Here is a 17,677-nt window from a genome sequence, read left to right as displayed (position 1 = left end):
CGGAGGCGAACCGGGACCGGTGGAGTCCCGGGCGGCCGTGGCCGTGCCCCTCGGGACCGGACGCGGGGACCGATCATCGGCGGGGTGCGACCGGCAGCGGGGTCGCCCGGGACGAGGGGCGGGGACGCGGTGACGGATCGACCAGGGAAGCGACGCGACGTCCAGGGACTCCGGGCGGTCGCGGTGCTCGCCGTCGTGGCGGACCACACGCTCCACGCACCGCGCGGCGGCTTCGTCGGGGTCGACGTCTTCTTCGTGATCAGCGGGTTCCTCATCACCGGGTTGCTCCTGCGTGAGCACGGGCGGACCGGGACGATCTCGATCGTCGGCTTCACCCGACACCGCATCCGGCGCATCCTGCCGGCGGCGGTCCTCGTGCTCGCCGTGACCGCCGCCGCGACGGCCCTGGTCCTCGGTCCGGCACGGTGGGACGCGGTGCGGTGGGACGCACTCGCGGCGGCCGTCCTCGTCGCGAACTGGCACTTCGCCGCCACGGGGACCGACTACTTCCAGGCAGACGGGCCGACCTCGCCGCTGCAGCACTTCTGGTCCCTGTCGGTCGAGGAGCAGTTCTACCTCGTGTGGCCGTGGGTGCTCCTCGGTGTGCTGACCCTCGCCGCGCGTCGGCGACGGGGCGTCGGCACCGGCCGGACCGCGGTGCCGGCGGCCGTGGCGGTCGCGGTGCTCGGCGCCGCGTCGGTCGCCTGGTCGGCGTACGAGACGGCAGCGTCCCCCACGGTCGCCTACTTCTCGACGCCCTCCCGGGCGTGGGAGCTGCTCCTCGGGGCGGGTCTCGCGGTCGTCGCGCCCGCACTCGAGCACCTGCCGACGGCCGTCCGGCACGTCCTGGCGTGGGCCGGACTCGCCGCGATCGCGACCGCGCTCGCCCTCACCGACGCGGACCGGGGATTCCCGATGCCCGGCGCCGTCCTGCCCGTGCTCGGTGCCGTCGCGGTCCTCGCCGCCGGGATCGGGCGGGACCGTCGGCGGTGGGCACCGCTCACCGATCGGGTGTCCGGGTCCCTCGGCGACCTGTCGTACTCGATCTACCTCTGGCACTTCCCCGTCGTCGTCGTGTTCGGGCCGTACCTGCTGTTCGTGCTCGGCGAGGACCGGCCGGACGTCCGGTGGGTCGCGGGTGTGCTCGCGCTCACCGCGGTGACGTCGGTGCTCGGGTACCACCTGGTCGAGCGGCCGGTGCTCCGGAGCGCGTGGCTCGCCGACCGGGCGGCGTCCCGGCGCCGGCGGCGGCCCTCCCGGCTCGTCTGGTCGGCGACGGCGATCGCGATCACCGGTGCCGTGGTGCTCAGCGCCGTGACCCTGAACGGCGCCCAGGGTGCGGTCGACGTCCGCACGGACGGTGCGGGCGCGGCTGCGGCCGACGGCGGATCGTCCGGCACCGCGTCCGGCGGGTCGTCCGGTGCGCAGGCCGCGCTCAGCCGCGCGATCACCGCCGCGCTGCGGGCCCGGTCCTGGCCGGCCGACCTGACGCCCTCGGTGTCCCGTGCCGCCGACGAGACCATGCCCGGCAACACGGCGCGCTGCGGCTCGGCCGCTTGGCTCCCGGCCGCCGACTGCACGTTCGGCGACCCCGCTGCGCCGCACCACGCCGTGCTCGTGGGGGACTCCATCGCCCAGGCCTACGTCCCGGCGCTCGCCGCGATCCTCGGGACGGGGGACTGGTCGCTCCGGATCACGTCGATGTACGCCTGCCCGTTCATCGACCGCGAGGTCGGCAACGTCGCGAAGCAGACCGCCATCTGCGCCGACCGACGGGCGAAGGAGGTCCAGGTCGTCCGGGACACCGAGCCGGACCTGGTCGTCGTCGCGAACACGGTCGTCCGCGGAGCCGACCGCAGCACGGGCTCGATGACGAGCGCGGCCGCCTGGAACGAGGCGTTCCGCGCGGAGTTGGAGCAGATCCTCCCCGCTGCGGACCACGTCGTCGTGCTCGCCCCGCCGCCGCCCGACAAGGACATCGAGGACTGCTACAGCAACTTCGCCGGCCCGAGCGCCTGCGTGAGCTCGGTGTCGGCATCCTCATGGTTGTCCATGGCCTCGGACCAGATCGTCCTGATGAAGGCGCTGCACGGGTCGTTCGTCGACACGCGCCCGTGGTTCTGCGACGACGACGGCGCATGCCCGGCGTTCGTCGGGAACCTGCTCGTCAAGAAGGACCAGGCGCACCCCACCGCGGCGTACGTCGAACACCTCACACCCGTCATCCGCGCTGCGCTCGAGCACGCGGGCGTCCTCGAGACCCCCGCGTCGTCGTCGCCCTCACCGTCGGCCACGACCGCCGGAGCGTCCACGCCTGCCCCGGGTGACGACACGCGGGATGCGGAGCCCGGGAACGCGACGCCCGGGGTGAACGCCAGGGACCCGCGGGCGACCGACGTCCGGTCCGGCCGCGGTGGCGCACTCCGTCGGTCGTACCGTCCCGCCATGACCACCACCGGCACGGCTCCCCACCGGCTGCTCCCGCGCGGCGCCGACCCCGGCGCCGACCTCGGCGCCGACCCCGGCGCACACCACGGCCCGGACGCGGACCGGCGGCTCCGCGTGCTCCACGTCCTCGACGCCTTCACCGCGGGCGGCGCGCAGCGCGTCGCGCTCGACCTGGCCGCCTGGACGGGACGGCGCGGCGTCGAGAGCGCCTTCGTCGGCCGTCCGGGGCCCCTGGTCGACCGCGTTCCGCCGAGCGCCGACGTCCACGTCGTGACGGGCGCCGGCCCGCTCGCCGAACTGCTCGACATCCGCCGCGCGGTGGCGTCCGTCCGACCGGACGTCGTGCACGCGCACCAACGCCGGGGCGCGCTGCTCGCGCGGATCGCGGTGGCCGGCACCGGCGCGCACGTGGTCGAGCACGCGCACACCTGCCTGCCCCGCGCACGGATGCGGCACCTCTCGTTCCGGAGCGAACGGGTCTTCGCCGTCAGCGAGCAGGTCCGCCGGATGGTGCTCGACCTCGGCACGCCGGCGGACCGCGTCACGATCGTCGGCAACGTGCCCTCCGCGCTGGTGGACGCGCCGGTGCGTCCCTGGGACGTCCACGCCCCGCTCCGGGTCCTCGGCGTCGGTCGCCTCACCGAGCAGAAGGGCCCCCGCCGCTTCGTCCGGGTGGTCGCGGCCCTGGCCCGGCACCGTCCGGTCCGGGCGACGTGGCTCGGCACCGGTCCGCTCCGCGACGACGTGGTGTGGCTGGCGCAGGTGCTCGGCGCACCGGTCGCGTTCCCCGGTGCGGTCGACGACGTCACGGCGGCCCTGGACGCATCCGACGTGCTCCTCATGACCTCGGCTTGGGAGGGCCTGCCGCTCGTCGTGCTCGAGGCCTTCGCCCGCCGTCGGCCCGTGGTCGCGACCGCCGCGGTCGGGTCCCCCGGGGTCCTCGACGACGGCCGCGCGGTCGTGGTGCCCGATGACGCCGACGACGAGACCGTCGCCCACCGGGTGCTCGCCGCGATCGACGACCCAGCCGAGATCCACCGCACCCTCGCGGCGGCGGCCCGACATCTCGACACCGCCGCCCGACCCGAGCAGGTGTTCGGCCCCGTGCTGTCCGCGTACCGCGCGCTCGCCGGGGCGGGAGACCGGCGGTGACCGGGCCCACCCTCGGGGCGCTCAGCGTCGCGACCGTCGACGAGCCGATCGTCCTCGACGTCCTCGGCGCCCGGGTGGCGCTCCGCCTGCACGGACTCGACGAGGACGGCCGCGACCGCGTCCTCGCGGACTGGTCCTGGTGCCGGACCCCGCACCGCGCGTCGGCGACGTCGACGACGGTGCACGCCGTGCTCGCGGCACCGGCGCCCGCCCCCGGTGCCGCCGCGGTCCCGGACGGCACCTCCGGGGCCCCGGACGGGCCCGGCTCGATCGTCGTCCGGGCCGCGGACGTGGACACGCTCCGTGACCGCCTCGCGCGGGCCCTCACCCTGCACGCGATCGACGCCCGTGCCGCGGACCTCCTGCTGCTGCACGCCGCCGCGGTGTGTGATCCCGTGACCGGCGCGACGGTGGCGCTCGTCGGACGTTCCGGCAGCGGCAAGACGACGGCCGCGCAGGTACTCGGGCGCACCTTCGCGTACGTCACGGACGAGACGCTCGGCGTGCAGGACGACGGGAGGGTGGTGCCGTACCCCAAGCCGTTGTCGGTGGTGCGGGCCGGATCGCCGAAGGCGCAGGTCGGGCCGGACGTCGCTGGTCTCGTCCGGTCGGCGGGACCGGCGCCCTGGCTCGCCGCCGTGCTGCTGCTCGATCGCGATCCGTCCCTGCCGTCGGCGCTGCTCGAACCCGTGCGCGTCACCGAGGTCGTCGAGCCGCTGTTCGGGCAGATCAGCTACCTGTCCCGCCGCGGACGTCCGCTGGCGCGGCTCCGGCGCCTCGTCGACGCGACCGGCGGCCTGCGGGTGCTCCGGTACGCGGAGGCCCGGGACCTCGCGCCGGTCGTCGGTGGCGTCCTCGCCGGCGTGTCGGGGCGTCCGGCGGCCACGCTCGGGGCGGTCCGTGCGGTCACCGAGGCGTCATCGTCCGGACTCGCCGATCCCGGGGCGTCCGTCCGCCGCGCCGCCGTCACGGACTGGGTCGGCGACGGGGACGACGTGCTCGTCCTGCACGCGGACCGGCTCCACGTCCTGCAGGCCGTCGGTGCCGCGGTGTGGACCGCGCTCGCCCGGCCCCGGTCCCTGGACGCCCTGGTGCGGCACGCGGTCGAACGGTTCGGCACCCCCGAGGGCGCGGACCCGTCGCTCCTCGTCGCCCGGGTCGTCGAGGAACTCCGGGCGTCCGGGCTCGTGGAGACCGGTCCTGCTACGCCCCGTGCTCCACGAGCACCCGCGGCAGCTCGGTGACGAGTTCGCTCGCCAGGTAGCCCATCGGACCGACCTGCACCGCGAGCCGGTCCCCGGCCGCCGCGTGCACGTGGGTCGCCCACACGGCCGCCTGGACGGGGGTCGCCCCCCGTGCCGCGAGGCCCGCGATCGCGCCGGACAGCACGTCGCCGCTCCCGCTCGTGCCGAGACCTCCGGTGCCGGTCCCCATGGCCCAGGTCGTGCCTCCCGGTTCGGCGATGACGCTCTGGCAGGAGACGACGGCGCCGAACCGATCGGCGATCTCGGCGAGGTCGGAGGCCAGGTCGTCCTTGTCGACGTCGCGGCCGAGGAGGCGCCCGGCCTCCGATGTGTTCGGGGTCATGACGAGCCGCCCCCGGAGCGGCGCGAGGTCCTCGGCGACCGACGGGGCGACGCCGAGCGCGAACGCGTCGAGCACGACCACCGTGTCGTCACCGACCAGGCCCGGGAGGCGCCGCACGAGTTCCCGGGTCCCGTCCGGCTCGTCGAGTCCCGGCCCGAGCAGCACGGCGTCCGCGGCGGACAGGTCCTCGCCCGCGCCGTCGAGCGCGTCGCCGCGGACGTGGCCGTCGTCGTCCTCGACGAGCGGGACCACCCCGGACTCCGGGATGGCGACGGCGACGTGGGGCGCGACCGACTCCGCGATGGCGAGGGTGAGCCTCCCGGCCCCGACGCGGAGCGCGGCGAGCGCGGAGAGCATGGCGGCGCCGGGCGTGCGCGCGGCCCCGCCGACGACGACCACCTGGCCGCGGCCGTACTTCGACCCGCCCGGCTCGGGCAGCGGCCACTCCCGCAGGACGTTCGGGGTGACGACCTTCGATGAACGGTCAGCGGCCGGCATGGGCGTCCTCGCTTCCGCGGTTGGGGATCGAGCCCTCGTGCTCGGTGACGGGCGTGTCCAGGTCGTCGAGGTGACCGACCGCCGAGAACTCCTCGAGCCGCCAGGGGGCGCCGACGCGGTCCCGGGTCAGGCGCGTGAGCGACGCGTTCGCGACGGTGTGGGTCCGGGCGAAGTCGAGGAGGGCGGCCTCGTCCATCCCCGTGCAGATCGCGACCGTGAGCATGACGACCGCGTCGTGGGCGGCCAGGACGAGTCGCTGCACGTCGTGCTGCGCATCGACGTCGTGCAGGACGGAGCGGAGTCGGAGCATCACGTCCACCCAGGACTCGCCGCCCGCGGGCCGGTGGTAGTACTTGCCGAGCCAGCGACGGCGCTCCGCCTCGTCCGGGAACAGATGGCGCACGCCGGTGCTCGTGAGCAGGTCGAGCACGCCGAGCTCGCGGTCGCGGAGTCGTTCGTCCACCTGCAGGACCGCGGGCACCTCGGCGGTGTCGAGGGCGATCCGGATCGTCTCCTGCGCGCGGTGGTACGACGACACCCAGACGGCGAACGGAACGCTGTCGACCTGCCGGTCGGTCAGCCCCGCCCCGAGCGCCCGTGCCTGCCGCTCGCCGAGCGGGCTGAGCGGCACGTCGGCGTCCCGGTGGTCCACGACGATGCGGTCCTGCCCGGCCCGCTCGGCCTCCGCCGCCGCGACGTTCGCCGTCGACTCGCCGTGCCGTACCAACCAGAGCTCCGTGACGTCCATGCGTCCCACCGTAGGCCGCGACGTCCGCCGGGGTTCCCGGCGCCCGGACAACCCGCCGGACGGGTGGCAGCATCGGCCGGGAGGCGCGGCACCGGTCCGTCGTCCCCCTCACCACCGGAAGCGGGTGTGCATGGCCGACGCCCTCGATCCCGTCGCACCCGTGACCCGCCCGGTGGTCCTCGAGGACGTCGACGACGGACTCCTCGCCGAACGTGCGGGTGACGGGGACGTCCGCGCGTTCGAGGTCCTGGTCCGTCGGCACGGTCCGCTCCTCCGGGCGGTCGCGTTCCGCGCGCTCGGCCGGACGGACGAGGTGGACGACGTCGTGCAGGACGCCTTCGTGGCCGCCTGGCGGCAGCTGCCCACGATGACGGACCCGTCCGCGATCCGCGCGTGGTTGCTCCGGGTCGTGGCGCGCCGCGCGGCGGACCGGCACCGGGCCTCCCGACCGCACGGCGAGCTCGACGACGCCGTCGCGGTCGAGGAGCACGCGACCCCCCACCGGATCGTCGAGGCGCGGTCGGCGACCGAGGCGATGGCCGCGGTGCTCGCCGACCTGCCGGAACGGCAGCAGCGGTGCTGGCTCCTCAAGGAGGTCGTGGGTGAGTCGTACGAGGAGATCGCGGAGGAGCTGGGCGTCCCGGTGTCGACCGTCCGAGGGCTACTCTCGCGGGCACGGAGGACCATGATGAGCCGGATGGAGGCGTGGCGATGACCGATGCAGCGTCGCCCGACGACCCCGCCGTCCTGGCGCTCGAGCCGGACCAGCTCGACGGCCACAGCGTCGACGAGCTCGTCGACTACCTCGATCGCGGCATGGAGCCGCCGGATCCGGCCATCGACGACTCGCCTGCGTGCCAGAACGCGCTCGCGGCGATCGCGCGGCTCCGCGCGGTGTCGACCGCGCTCCTCGAGGAGGAGGGTCGGGTCGCGTCCGACCGGGACGACTCGTGGGTCGGGAACGTGATCGCGGCCATCACGACGGAGGCCCAGGCCGGCCGTGACGTGCCGCTCGCGCCCACGGCACCCACCGAACACGCTGCGCTCACCGAGGGTGCGATCCGTGCGCTCGTCCGTCGCGCGGGCGACGGCGTGGACGGACTGGTCGTCGGGCGGTGCTCCCTCGTGGGCGACGTCACCGAACTCGACGCCCCGGTGTCGATCAGCATCACCGCGTCGCTCGTCTGGGGGCGGTCGGTCCCCACGGCCGTGACGGACCTGCGCCGGGCGGTCGCCCGGGAACTCGCCGCGCACACCGAACTGCGGGTGGCCGGGATCGACGTCGTCGTGCGCGACGTCCACGTCCCTCGGGACGGCCAGGAGGCGGACCGATGACCGGCAGCGGACGACCGGACCTCGAAGCCGAACTCGCGACCCTGGTGGGTGCGGTGCCCGGCGTCGAGCAGGTCTACCGTCGCGGCGTCGTCCGTGCGGCGGCGGCCGGTGCACGCCGACTGGTGGGCGCGGCGGCCGCGGACGCACCGGTCGAGGTCAGCCGCGACGGAGTGACCATGACGATCGCCGTCGACGGGATCCGGCCGACCGTCGAGGTCGTCCACGCGGTCCACGACGCGGTCATGGAGCATCTGACGCAGGTCGGACTCGCGGTCCCCGTGATCGTCGTGCGGGTCGGCCGGATCGGGTGAACGGACGACCCGCAGGGCGGGTCAGCGGCGGCGTCGGGACGCCGCAGCGCGGCGCTGCTTCGCCTTCGCCAGCGCGCGCTGGACCTGGGGGTCGCGCCGCGCGTGGCGGACGATCCCGACGATGACCGGCAGGTACCGGAGCAATGCGAACACGGGGGCCTCGTTCCTCGGGTCAGTCGACCCGTGTGGTCGCGGCGGCCATGCGTGCGCGGAAGCCGCCGGTGAGTTCGATGAGCGCGGGGACCTCGTGGCCGACCGCGCGGTCGAGCCGACGGAGTGCCGACTCGATGACGGCCTGCGCGTCGGTCGGGGCGACCCCGCGCCGGCACGTCGCCGCGATCCGCAGCACCGGAGTGCGTCGGACCCGGTACGTGGTGACGCTACTCGTGACGAGTTCCGGGCGTCCGGACAGCGCGTCGCCGAGCAGGTCGCGAGCGACCGCGGTGTCGATGACGATCCGGTCGCCCTCCTGCCCGGATGCCACCGCCTCGCCGCGGGTCTCGAGCAGCACCGACGTGTGGCCGCCGCCCTGACGGACGATGAACACGACGAGCAGCGCGACGACCACTGCGAGGGCGACGAGCACCGCGATCCCGATCCAGTCGGCGCGGGTCCCGGGGATCGTCGTCGCGGCGAACGCCTGGTCCAGGCCCCGCCGGACCCCGGGTGCGTCACCGCTCCAGGCGTGCGTGACGGCCGGGACCGCGCCGAGCAGGACCCCGACGAGCCCGAGCGCGACGAGCACGATGCCGACGACGAGGAGGAACAGCCGGTTGGCCGCGCGGTTCGTGGCGTTCATGCGCCCACCTTCCCGGTGCGTTCGATGGTGGTGCGCGACCGGAGGGGCGGACGCGCGTCGGAGCGGGCGATCTCGTCGTCGACGGCGGTGACCACGGCCTCCCGGTCGACCGGCAGACCGCTGGTGGGCGTGAGTCGGACCTCGGCGGTCCGGCGCCCGACGGTGACGAGGGTCGCGTCGGGGTCGACGCCCGCGGCGTCGGCGGCGCGACGCGCGAGCGCCGAGGCGATCACGCGGTCGTCGACGACCACGACGGTGCGGTCGGAGTGGAGCGTGCGTCGCGGACGCCGGGAGGCCCGGAGCGCGACGACGACGAGAAGGACCCCGATGAGGGCCACCACCACGCCGCCGACGATGAGCCAGGCGGCGGCCACCGTGCTCGCGGCGACGAGGGCGGCGCCCATGTCACCCGGGGCGGCGAGCAGCGGCCGCATCCCGAGCACCGCCAGGACGACCTCCGTGCCGGCGTACGCGCAGGCCAGGATGACCAGCACGGCGGTGACGACGGCGGGGACGGCTTTGGACGAGTGCGTCTCGCGGCGGGCGACCCGTCGGAGCAGGTGGTCGGTGCTCATCGGACCCGCCGTTCTGTGCGGATGACCGCGCCGGTCAGATGGAGCGTGACCTGCGCGAGGTGCCGGCCGGTCAGCGCGGGGACACGGTCGCGCAGCGTGCGCTGCGCGGCGGAGCAGCGCTCGACGAGGCTCGGGGCGTCGTCGTCGGCGTCGAGCCCGCGGACGCCGATCGGCGTCCGCAGGATCGCGGCGAGGGCGCCCTCTCGGTCCTCGAGGTCCACGTGGACGTGGTCGGCGTCCACGTCGAGCTCCTCCGCCGTCAGCGCGGCGACGACCCGGGACAGGGCACGCGCGGTGACCCGGGTCCGTCCCGGTGTGTCGGTGCGGTCGGGTCGGACCCCGGTCGAGGTCCGACCCGCCGCGGCCGTGGCGGTGGCGGTCGTCACGAGGACGACCGCTTCCCGCGGACGGCGTCGCTCAGGGCACGGACGTCGAGCTTGCCCTCGGTGATCCGCCCGACGACGGCACCGATGGCCATCGCGGCCGCGACACCGATGAAGGGCCAGAACCCGGCCCAGATCCACACGATCGCGAGTGTCGCCGCGACGAGGATCCCGAAACGCGTTGCGGTCATCGTCACGCCTGCTGCTCGTCGTCGGCCGTCGGGATGTGCACGTCGGTGACCTTGACGTTCACCTCGGTGACCTGGAGCCCGACGTAGTCCTCGATGGCCCCGGCCACGGCGGTGCGGACACCGTCGGCGACGGCCTGCAGGTCGGTCGGGTACTCCGCGACGATGACGACGTCGGCCGCGACCTGGGTCTCGCCGACCTGGACGCTGATGCCCTGGCTGAGGTCGGTGTTGTTCGCCAGGCCGCGGATCGCGCCGATGGCACGGGCCGCGCCGCCGCCGAGCGCGAAGACGCCCGGGACCTCACGTGCCGCGATGCCGGCGATCTTCGCGACGACGGCGTTGTCGATGTCGGTCTTGCCGCCGACCGCGCCGGTGCCCGTCGAGCTCAATGTGGTCGCCGTCGCGGCCGTGGCGGGTGTGGTGGCGCTCGCAGTGGTGGCCATGGTGTTCCTCCCTGTCGTGGGTCCGGGCGGACCCGCACTCCGTGGTGCTGCAGGGGAGTCGTGCCGACCGGGCCGATCGTCACGTCCGGAGGGCTGGGAGATCGCTCACGGATCGGGGGACGTCGCTCGATCCCGCCGACCGTCCGGCTTCAGTCCACCAGGTCCAGGTATTGGGACCGCGCTGGCATGGCGTGGATGATCAGCTCGTTGCCGCTGTCGAATCGCAACACCACGATCTCCAGGAGTCGCGCGGCGGCGTCGAAACCCAGGCGGAACTCGCGGGCAGGGCTCTCGTCATCGAGCGGTGCCGCATAGACGTACCGCTCCGCCGCATGGACGGCGTCCGTCGCATCGATGCCGTGCTTCCCCGCGGAGCGGTGGACATCCACTAGGCGGCGTCGATCCAGGCGTGGACGGCGGCGCGGATGACCTCCGAACGGCTCAGGTGATCGTGCTCGGCTCGCTGGGTCAACGCCTGGAGGAGTGCCGCGTCCATCCGCACTGGCACGACCGTGCCCGGCCCGTCGCCCACCGGTCGACGCCCGCGGCGGCGGAGCTGTTCCAGCGGGTACCCGGCTTCCGCCTCGGTCGCCCATGCCTCGACCATCGCATCCGTGACCGGAACGCCGTCCACCGTCTCGTTCGACATGGCGTCATCGTATTACGCAATTCCTCCGTCCGCGGGACCGGGGTGTTCAGGCGACGCCGACCCGGGCCTCCCGGCCGGCGAGCAGCGCGGGCACGTCCGCGACGCCGTCGAGCACGTGGTCGTGGGGTTCGGCCTCGAGCTCCGCGCGGGACAGGGCGCCGGTGCACACGCCGACGGCGACCACGCCCGCGTTCCGCGCAGCGCGGACGTCGACGACGGTGTCGCCGGCGGCCAGGACCTGGCGCACGTCCTCCACGCCGAGCAGCTCCATGGCGTGGTGGATCATGTACGGCGCGGGGCGGCCGGCCCGGACGTCGGACGTCGTCACGACCGCGTCGACGGTGTGTGCCGGGCCCCGGCCGACGGTCCAGCCGAGCGAGGCGAGGAGCGACCCCACGACGGGTTCGTCGAACCCCGTGGTGAGCGCGACCCGGACGCCCCGCGCCCGGAGGTCCGCCAGCGCGGCCTCGACGCCGGCCATCGGTACGGGCGGGTCGGCGCGGTACAGGTCGTCGAGGGTCGCGCGGAAGGCGCGGAAGGTCGCGGACACGATCGACGGCGTCGGCTGCACGCCCCCGAGCTCGAGGAGGGCCGTGATCGCCTCCTCCTTGTCGGTGCCCATCCACCGTTGCAGGTCGGCGTCCGCGACGGGCGCGCCGGCATCCTCCACGGCGGATCGCAGGGCTCGGTACACCGCGCCCCGGTCGTCGATCGTCGTCCCGGCCATGTCGAACACCACTGCGCTGATCACGGGCAGAGCGTACGGGAGCGGTGCGACGCGGCGTCGTCGCGACCGTGAACGGCAGTCGAACGCGACGGGGCCGGGATGAACCGTCGGTGAACGCCGCCGCGGACGGTCCTGCGATGCGGGCGCTCGCGGACAGGATCGGGCCGTGGACACGACGACGCCCGACCTGCACGACACCGCCTCCACCGCCTCGGGCGGCCGGCCCGACCGGTACGACGTGGTGGTCGTCGGGGCCGGGGTCATCGGCCTCGCGCACGCCGCCGAGGCCGTCGACCGGGGGCTCCGGGTGCTCGTCGTCGAGCGCGACCACCGCGCCACCGGCGCCTCGGTGCGCAACTTCGGCCACGCGTGCGTGACGGCGCAGTCCGGCGACATGCTCGAGCTGGCGCTCGCCGCCCGTGAGCGGTGGCTCCGGCACGCCCACGACGGCCGCTTCCCCGCGGTCGCATCCGGCGCGGTGGCCGTCGCGCGGAGCCGGGCCGAACTCGCGGTCCTGGAGGAGCTGGCCGCGTCGCGCGAGTCGGGTCAGGTCCGGCTCCTCGCCGCTCCGGAGACCGTCGACCGGATCGGTGGGGTCGGCGACCCGACGATCGTCGGCGGGGCGTTCCTCCGTGACGACGTCCGCGTCGACCCGCGCGCTGCCGTCGCGGGGCTCGCCGCACTGCTCGCGTCGCGCGGTGTCACGTTCCGGTGGGGCACCGCCTACCTCGGATGGGAGGACGGCCTCGTCCGCACCTCGCGCGGCACGGTCCGGGCGGACCGCACGATCGTCTGCGTGGGGCACGACGTCGACCAGCTGTACCCGGACCTCGCCGAGCAGCACGGGATCCGTCGCTGCGGCCTGCAGATGGCACTCGTGGAACCGCCCACCGGGCTGTCGATCACCCCGGCCGTGCTCACCGGCACGAGCATGCTCCGCTACCCCGCGTTCGCCGAGACCGCCGCGGCGACCGTGCTCCGGCAGGAGATCACGCGCGAACGACCGGACCTCGTCGCCATGGACGCGAACGTCATGCTGACGCAGCGGCCGGACGGCAGCCTGGTCGTCGGGGACAGTCACCGGTACGACGTCACGCTCGACCCGTTCCTCGACGAGGGCGTCAGCGCGACCCTGCTCCAGGACGTCGCGACGCTGCTCGGGGTCGGAGGGTTCCGGGTGCGGCAGCGCTGGATGGGCGTCTACGCGCACGCGCCCGAGCCGTACCTCGTCGCCCACCCCGCGCCCGGGCTCACGGTCGTCAGCGTGACGAGTGGCGTGGGCATGACGATCTCGCACGGGCTCGCGGCCCGCACGTGGGCCGGCCTGGAGGCGCTTCCCGCGCCCGTCTGACGGCCGCGGTCCCCGACACGCACGCGCTGTTCCCCATCCGTTCACGGACGGGGCACGAGTGCGTCACCGCCCCGGGTCACGATGACGTTCGTCCAGCGGCCGGTACCCCACGTTCCGACTCCCACACCCGTCCCGCAGTGAACGGCCGGTCGCCCCCAGGAAGGGAACACCCGTGCTCTCCAAGCGCTCATCCGCCGGCATCGCGCTGGCCGCCGCGGCACTCGCCGCCCTGACCGGTTGCTCCACCACGAGCAGCGCCGCGACCACCGACTCGTCCGGATCCGCCTCGGCCTCCGGTGACTGGTCGACGGCGACGTCCGCGTCGTCGAACGGTGGCATGGACGCCCTCGTCACGGCGGCCGACAAGGAGGGACAGCTCAACGTCATCACGCTGCCGCCCTCGTGGGCCAACTACGGCAAGATCATCGCCGGGTTCGAGAAGAAGTACCCGGGCATCACGATCAACTCCGCGAACCCGAACGGCTCGAGCGCCGACGAGGTCGCCGCCGCCAAGTCGCAGAAGGGCCAGTCCACCGCCCCCGACGTCTTCGACATCGGCACCGCGGTGCTCAGCCAGAACCTCGACCTCGTCGCGCCGTACAAGGTCGCGAACTGGGCGGACATCCCCACCGCGGACAAGGCCGCCGACGGCGGGTGGTACTACGACTACACCGGCCTCATGTCGATCGGGTACGACTCGTCCGTCATCAAGACCGCCCCGAAGAGCATGAAGTCGCTGCTCGGCTCCGCCTACAAGGGCAAGGTCGCGATCAAGGGCGACCCGACGCAGGCGAACGAGGCCGCCAGCGCCGTCTACCTCGCCGCGCTCGAGAACGGCGGCTCGGCGAAGGACATCCAGCCGGGCATCGACTACTTCGGCAAGCTCAAGGCCGCGGGCAACATGCTCAACGTCCTGCCGACGCAGGCCACCGTCAACTCGGGTGAGACCCCGGTGGTCGTGCAGTGGTCGTACAACAACCTCGCATGGGGCGCCGCAGGCGGATCCGCCGGCAACCCGAACTGGAAGACGGTGATCCCGAAGGGCACCGCGCTCGGCAGCTACTACAACCAGGCGATCAACGTCGACGCGCCGCACCCGGCAGCCGCGCGCCTCTGGGAGGAGTACATCTACAGCCCGAAGGTGCAGAACCTGTACCTCGCGTCCGGCGCGTACCCCGCCACGCTCGCCGCGATGGAGAAGAACGGCACGGTCGACAAGGCCGTCCTGGCGAAGGTCGGCGACGCACCGAAGAGCCTCGTCCAGCTGTCGAGCACGGAGGCGGCGACCGCGGCCACCCTGCTGACCAGCACGTGGTCCTCGACGGTCCGCTGACCCATGGCCACCGCTGACGCGACCACGACCGCCACGCCGCCCCGTGCGGTGCAGGCGCACGGGGCCGCGCGGGGGCTGACCACCGCAGGCCGCGGCGCCGGGGGAGGACCCCGGCGCCGCGGCGTCGCGTGGCTCGGTCTCACCCCGTTCGCGCTCTACGTGCTCCTCTTCCTCGCCGTTCCCGCGGTCATCGCGGTCGCCAGCGGGTTCTCCACCGCCGCGGGCGTCCCCACGCTCGCGAACCTCCGGGCGTTCACCGATCCGTCGGTCCTGCAGGCCTTCGCCGGTTCGGCCGGGCTGTCCGCAGCGTCGGCGGTACTCGGCACGGCCATCGGCGCCGTTGTGTGCTGGGCGCTGACGACGCTCCGCCCCGACGGGCTCGTCCGGTCCATGGTCGACGCCGCGTCGAGCGTCCTGGCCCAGTTCGGCGGGGTCATGCTGGCCTTCGCGTTCATCGCCACGATCGGCGTCCAGGGCATCGTGACCGTCTGGCTCCGCGGCATCGGGATCGACATCAACGCGAACGGCCCGTTCCTCTACACGGTGGCTGGACTCGTCGTCCCGTACCTCTACTTCCAGGTGCCGCTCATGGTCTTGACGTTCATGCCGGCGCTCGAGGGCCTCGGCGTGCAGTGGGGCGAGGCGGCGGCGACGCTCGGGGCCTCCCGGTCCGTGTACTGGCGCCGGATCGCGATCCCCGTGCTCGCACCCGCGTTCTGGGGCAGCCTGCTGCTCCTGTTCGCCAACGCGTTCTCGTCGTACGCCACGGCCGCGGCGCTCATCGCCCAGGGCGGCATCGTGCCGCTGACGATCCGCCAGGAACTCACGAGCGAGACCATCGTCGGCGTGCAGAACGTCGCCGGGGTGCTGGCGCTCGGCATGGTCGTGGTCATGGTCGCCGTGATGGCGGGGTACTCCGCGCTCGAGCGTCGCGCCTCGCGGTGGCAGCGATGAGCTCGGCACGCGGGTACGGCCCCGCACCCTCGAAGACGGTCGGTACCGTCGTCCTGGTCGTCGTCGGGCTCGTGTTCGCGGTGCCGATCGTCGCGCTGGCGCAGTTCACCCTCCGGCAGGGTGCGGGGGCCGGGCTGACACTGTCGCATTACACGGCGCTCGCGGATCCGGTCAACCGGGCCACGTACCAGCCCCTGTTCGACGGCCTCGTGAACTCGCTCGTCATCGCGGCGATCACCGTCGGCATCGTCCTGTTCGTGCTCCTGCCCGCCCAGATCGTCACGACACTCCGGTACCCCCGGCTTCGGCGCGCGCTCGAGTTCGTGTGCATCCTGCCGATCACCGTGCCGACCGTCGTGCTCGTCGTCGGGTTCGTCCCCGTGTACCAGGTGATCGTGCAGGTCCTCGGGTCGGGTGCGTGGACGCTCGCCTTCGCGATCGGGGTGATCAGCCTGCCGTTCGCGTTCCGGCCCATCGCCACCGCACTCACCACGGTCGACGTCGTCGTGCTCACCGAGGCCGCTCGATCACTCGGGGCAGGCTGGGCGACGGTCGTCATGCGGGTGCTCCTGCCGAACCTGCGCCGCGGCATCCTCGCCGCGTGCTTCCTCACCGTCACGGTCGTGCTCGGCGAGTACACGCTCGCGTCGTTCCTGTCGCGGACGACCTTCCAGACGGCGCTCGTGCTCATCCAGCAGACGGACCCGTTCGTCGCGGCGATCTTCTCGCTCGCCGCGCTCGTGTTCGGGTTCGTCCTGCTCGTCGTGATCGGCCGCGTCGGGTCGGCCCGACCTGGCGCGCGCCGCATCCGTCGTGGAGCAGGCGGCGCGCCCGGTGCCGGGAGCACGGGCACCGGGTCCAGTGGCCCGGCCGACGCCGCCCTGCGCTCGCACGTCCTCGACGGTGTCGCCGTCGCCGCCCCCACCTCCCAGGAGCCCGCATGACCCGCACCGCCCAGCCCACCCCCACGACGGCGAACCGCAGTGGGGCCACCGTCGAGCTCGACGGCGTCGTGAAGTCCTACGGCGCCCACACCGCGCTCACCGGGTTCTCGCTCCGACTCGAGCCGGGGGAGTTCGTCTCGCTGCTCGGACCGTCGGGGTGCGGCAAGACCACCGCACTCCGGGCACTCGCGGGTCTCGAGGTGATCGACGCCGGCGCCATCCGCATCGACGGCCAGGACGTCGCGGCCGTGCCGGTGGAGCGACGGGACATCGGGATGGTGTTCCAGCAGTACTCGCTGTTCCCGCACATGACCGTCCGGCAGAACGTCGCCTTCGGGCTCGAGATGCGGAAGGTCCCCGCGGACGACCGGCGCCGCCGTGTGGTCGAGGCCCTCGACATGGTGCACCTCGCGGACCTCACCGACCGCTATCCGCACCAGCTCAGCGGCGGGCAGCAACAGCGCGTCGCGCTCGCCCGGGCGCTCGTCACGCGGCCCCGGGTGCTCCTGCTCGACGAGCCGTTGTCAGCGCTCGACGCCAAGGTGCGGGTGACGCTCCGCGACGAGATCCGTCGCATCCAGACCGAACTCGGCATCACGACGCTGTTCGTCACCCACGACCAAGAGGAGGCGCTCGCCGTCTCGGACCGGATCGCCGTGATGCACGGGGGCGGGATCGAGCAGATCGGGACGCCGGAGCAGCTGTACATGCGGCCCGCGACGGCGTTCACTGCGGACTTCGTGGGTCAGTCGAACCGGCTCCGCGGGGACCTCCGCGGAGGCGACGTGTTCACGTACGGGTTCTCGTTGCCGAGCATCGACCGCACCCTCGACGACGGGCCCGTGACCGCCTACGTCCGCCCCGAGGACGTCGTGCTCGCCCCGGACGGCGGCCTGTCCGGCGCCGTCCTCACGTCGAGCTTCCTCGGCTCGGTCCGCCGCACGACCCTCCGACTCGACGACGGCACGGCGCTCGTCGTCCAGCACGACGTCGCGCAGCGGCCGGTTCCCGGTGACGAGGTCCACGTCCGCCTGCTCGGGACGCCGGTCGCGGTGGCGCCGCTCGGTTGAACTGCGCCTGCGCCCGGGAGGCGCGGTGTCATCGCGTGCGGCGCCTCCCGTCCGCTGTGCTGCGGGCCATCGACGCCGTACCGCCGGAGCGCCCTGTGTCGGCGAGAGAGTCCGCGATCACGTGCTCCTGTTGGACGTCATCGACCGCGAGGGGCAGTGTTCGATCCGCGTCAACGATC

The 17,677-nt window shown here is 74.0% G+C and carries 21 protein-coding genes; 10 read left to right on the top strand and 11 right to left on the bottom strand.

Annotated elements, in window-relative coordinates:
• The first annotated feature begins 129 nt into the window (after nt 1-129).
• Nucleotides 130-3,600, top strand: a complete 3,471-nt coding sequence (locus DEI86_RS07060; protein WP_146244875.1) for an acyltransferase family protein — start codon at nt 130-132, stop codon at nt 3,598-3,600.
• Nucleotides 3,597-4,844 (top strand): PqqD family protein, encoded by a 1,248-nt coding sequence (locus DEI86_RS07055; RefSeq protein ID WP_111049133.1) that lies wholly within the window; start codon nt 3,597-3,599, stop codon nt 4,842-4,844. The genes DEI86_RS07060 and DEI86_RS07055 overlap by 4 nt, the downstream gene beginning before the upstream one ends.
• On the opposite strand, the gene DEI86_RS07050 is transcribed toward DEI86_RS07055, so the two are convergent.
• Nucleotides 4,804-5,685, bottom strand: coding sequence for an NAD(P)H-hydrate dehydratase (locus DEI86_RS07050; RefSeq protein WP_111049132.1), 882 nt, complete (start codon nt 5,683-5,685; stop codon nt 4,804-4,806). The genes DEI86_RS07055 and DEI86_RS07050 overlap by 41 nt on opposite strands.
• Nucleotides 5,672-6,433, bottom strand: coding sequence for a histidine phosphatase family protein (locus DEI86_RS07045; protein WP_111013045.1), 762 nt, complete (start codon nt 6,431-6,433; stop codon nt 5,672-5,674). Before DEI86_RS07045 ends, DEI86_RS07050 begins: the two co-directional genes overlap by 14 nt.
• Nucleotides 6,434-6,563: 130 nt before the next feature.
• Between DEI86_RS07045 and DEI86_RS07040 the strand changes: the two genes are divergently transcribed.
• The 3 genes from DEI86_RS07040 to DEI86_RS07030 are packed head-to-tail and all read left to right on the top strand — an operon-like array spanning nt 6,564 to nt 8,079.
• Nucleotides 6,564-7,148 (top strand): RNA polymerase sigma factor, encoded by a 585-nt coding sequence (locus DEI86_RS07040; protein ID WP_111049131.1) that lies wholly within the window; start codon nt 6,564-6,566, stop codon nt 7,146-7,148.
• Nucleotides 7,145-7,768, top strand: a complete 624-nt coding sequence (locus tag DEI86_RS07035) for a hypothetical protein (protein ID WP_146244874.1) — start codon at nt 7,145-7,147, stop codon at nt 7,766-7,768. The genes DEI86_RS07040 and DEI86_RS07035 overlap by 4 nt, the downstream gene beginning before the upstream one ends.
• Nucleotides 7,765-8,079 (top strand): hypothetical protein, encoded by a 315-nt coding sequence (locus DEI86_RS07030; RefSeq protein WP_111049129.1) that lies wholly within the window; start codon nt 7,765-7,767, stop codon nt 8,077-8,079. Before DEI86_RS07035 ends, DEI86_RS07030 begins: the two co-directional genes overlap by 4 nt.
• Nucleotides 8,080-8,100: 21 nt before the next feature.
• Here DEI86_RS07030 and DEI86_RS16820 read toward each other — a convergent pair whose 3' ends face one another.
• From DEI86_RS16820 to DEI86_RS06990, 9 genes are all read right to left on the bottom strand, one after another.
• Entirely contained in the window at nt 8,101-8,232 is a 132-nt protein-coding gene (locus tag DEI86_RS16820; RefSeq protein ID WP_258370121.1) for a hypothetical protein, read from the bottom strand.
• A gap of 19 nt (nt 8,233-8,251) precedes the next feature.
• Complete coding sequence (locus tag DEI86_RS07025) at nt 8,252-8,878, bottom strand: hypothetical protein (RefSeq protein WP_111036157.1); 627 nt, start codon at nt 8,876-8,878, stop codon at nt 8,252-8,254.
• Nucleotides 8,875-9,453 carry a DUF6286 domain-containing protein gene (locus DEI86_RS07020; RefSeq protein ID WP_111049128.1) on the bottom strand — a complete coding sequence of 193 codons (579 nt, stop codon included), beginning with the start codon at nt 9,451-9,453 and terminating at the stop codon, nt 8,875-8,877. Before DEI86_RS07020 ends, DEI86_RS07025 begins: the two co-directional genes overlap by 4 nt.
• Entirely contained in the window at nt 9,450-9,839 is a 390-nt protein-coding gene (locus tag DEI86_RS07015) for a hypothetical protein (RefSeq protein WP_111036156.1), read from the bottom strand. The genes DEI86_RS07020 and DEI86_RS07015 overlap by 4 nt, the downstream gene beginning before the upstream one ends.
• Nucleotides 9,836-10,027 carry a hypothetical protein gene (locus DEI86_RS07010; RefSeq protein ID WP_111010714.1) on the bottom strand — a complete coding sequence of 64 codons (192 nt, stop codon included), beginning with the start codon at nt 10,025-10,027 and terminating at the stop codon, nt 9,836-9,838. The genes DEI86_RS07015 and DEI86_RS07010 overlap by 4 nt, the downstream gene beginning before the upstream one ends.
• A 2-nt stretch (nt 10,028-10,029) precedes the next feature.
• Nucleotides 10,030-10,470 carry an Asp23/Gls24 family envelope stress response protein gene (locus DEI86_RS07005; protein WP_111036155.1) on the bottom strand — a complete coding sequence of 147 codons (441 nt, stop codon included), beginning with the start codon at nt 10,468-10,470 and terminating at the stop codon, nt 10,030-10,032.
• Nucleotides 10,471-10,619: 149 nt separating this feature from the next.
• Entirely contained in the window at nt 10,620-10,859 is a 240-nt protein-coding gene (locus DEI86_RS07000; protein WP_111013052.1) for a toxin, read from the bottom strand.
• Nucleotides 10,859-11,119, bottom strand: a complete 261-nt coding sequence (locus DEI86_RS06995; protein WP_111013053.1) for a ribbon-helix-helix protein, CopG family — start codon at nt 11,117-11,119, stop codon at nt 10,859-10,861. Before DEI86_RS06995 ends, DEI86_RS07000 begins: the two co-directional genes overlap by 1 nt.
• A gap of 46 nt (nt 11,120-11,165) precedes the next feature.
• On the bottom strand, nt 11,166-11,870 hold the full coding sequence (locus DEI86_RS06990; protein ID WP_258368639.1) for a phosphonatase-like hydrolase: 705 nt from the start codon (nt 11,868-11,870) through the stop codon (nt 11,166-11,168).
• A gap of 142 nt (nt 11,871-12,012) precedes the next feature.
• On the opposite strand from DEI86_RS06990, the gene DEI86_RS06985 reads away from it, so the two are divergent.
• The 5 genes from DEI86_RS06985 to DEI86_RS06965 all read left to right on the top strand — a co-directional run bounded on the left by DEI86_RS06985 (nt 12,013) and on the right by DEI86_RS06965 (nt 17,498).
• The gene (locus DEI86_RS06985) at nt 12,013-13,197 is read left to right on the top strand and encodes a TIGR03364 family FAD-dependent oxidoreductase (RefSeq protein WP_258376479.1); all 1,185 of its coding nucleotides are present in this window, start codon (nt 12,013-12,015) and stop codon (nt 13,195-13,197) included.
• A gap of 172 nt (nt 13,198-13,369) precedes the next feature.
• Nucleotides 13,370-14,530, top strand: coding sequence for an ABC transporter substrate-binding protein (locus DEI86_RS06980; protein ID WP_111036152.1), 1,161 nt, complete (start codon nt 13,370-13,372; stop codon nt 14,528-14,530).
• A gap of 3 nt (nt 14,531-14,533) precedes the next feature.
• Nucleotides 14,534-15,484: an ABC transporter permease subunit gene (locus DEI86_RS06975; RefSeq protein ID WP_111013055.1), complete on the top strand. Its 951-nt coding sequence runs from the start codon at nt 14,534-14,536 to the stop codon at nt 15,482-15,484.
• Entirely contained in the window at nt 15,481-16,428 is a 948-nt protein-coding gene (locus DEI86_RS06970) for an ABC transporter permease (RefSeq protein ID WP_111049220.1), read from the top strand. Before DEI86_RS06975 ends, DEI86_RS06970 begins: the two co-directional genes overlap by 4 nt.
• Nucleotides 16,425-17,498, top strand: coding sequence for an ABC transporter ATP-binding protein (locus tag DEI86_RS06965; protein ID WP_111013056.1), 1,074 nt, complete (start codon nt 16,425-16,427; stop codon nt 17,496-17,498). Before DEI86_RS06970 ends, DEI86_RS06965 begins: the two co-directional genes overlap by 4 nt.
• The last annotated feature ends 179 nt before the right edge of the window (nt 17,499-17,677 follow it).

Origin of the sequence: Curtobacterium sp. MCBD17_028, assembly GCF_003234875.1 — a bacterium.
Taxonomy (GTDB): Bacteria; Actinomycetota; Actinomycetes; order Actinomycetales; family Microbacteriaceae; genus Curtobacterium.
The sequence above is the reverse complement of the archived record's forward strand: the minus strand, read 5'-3'. Positions and strand labels throughout refer to the sequence as shown.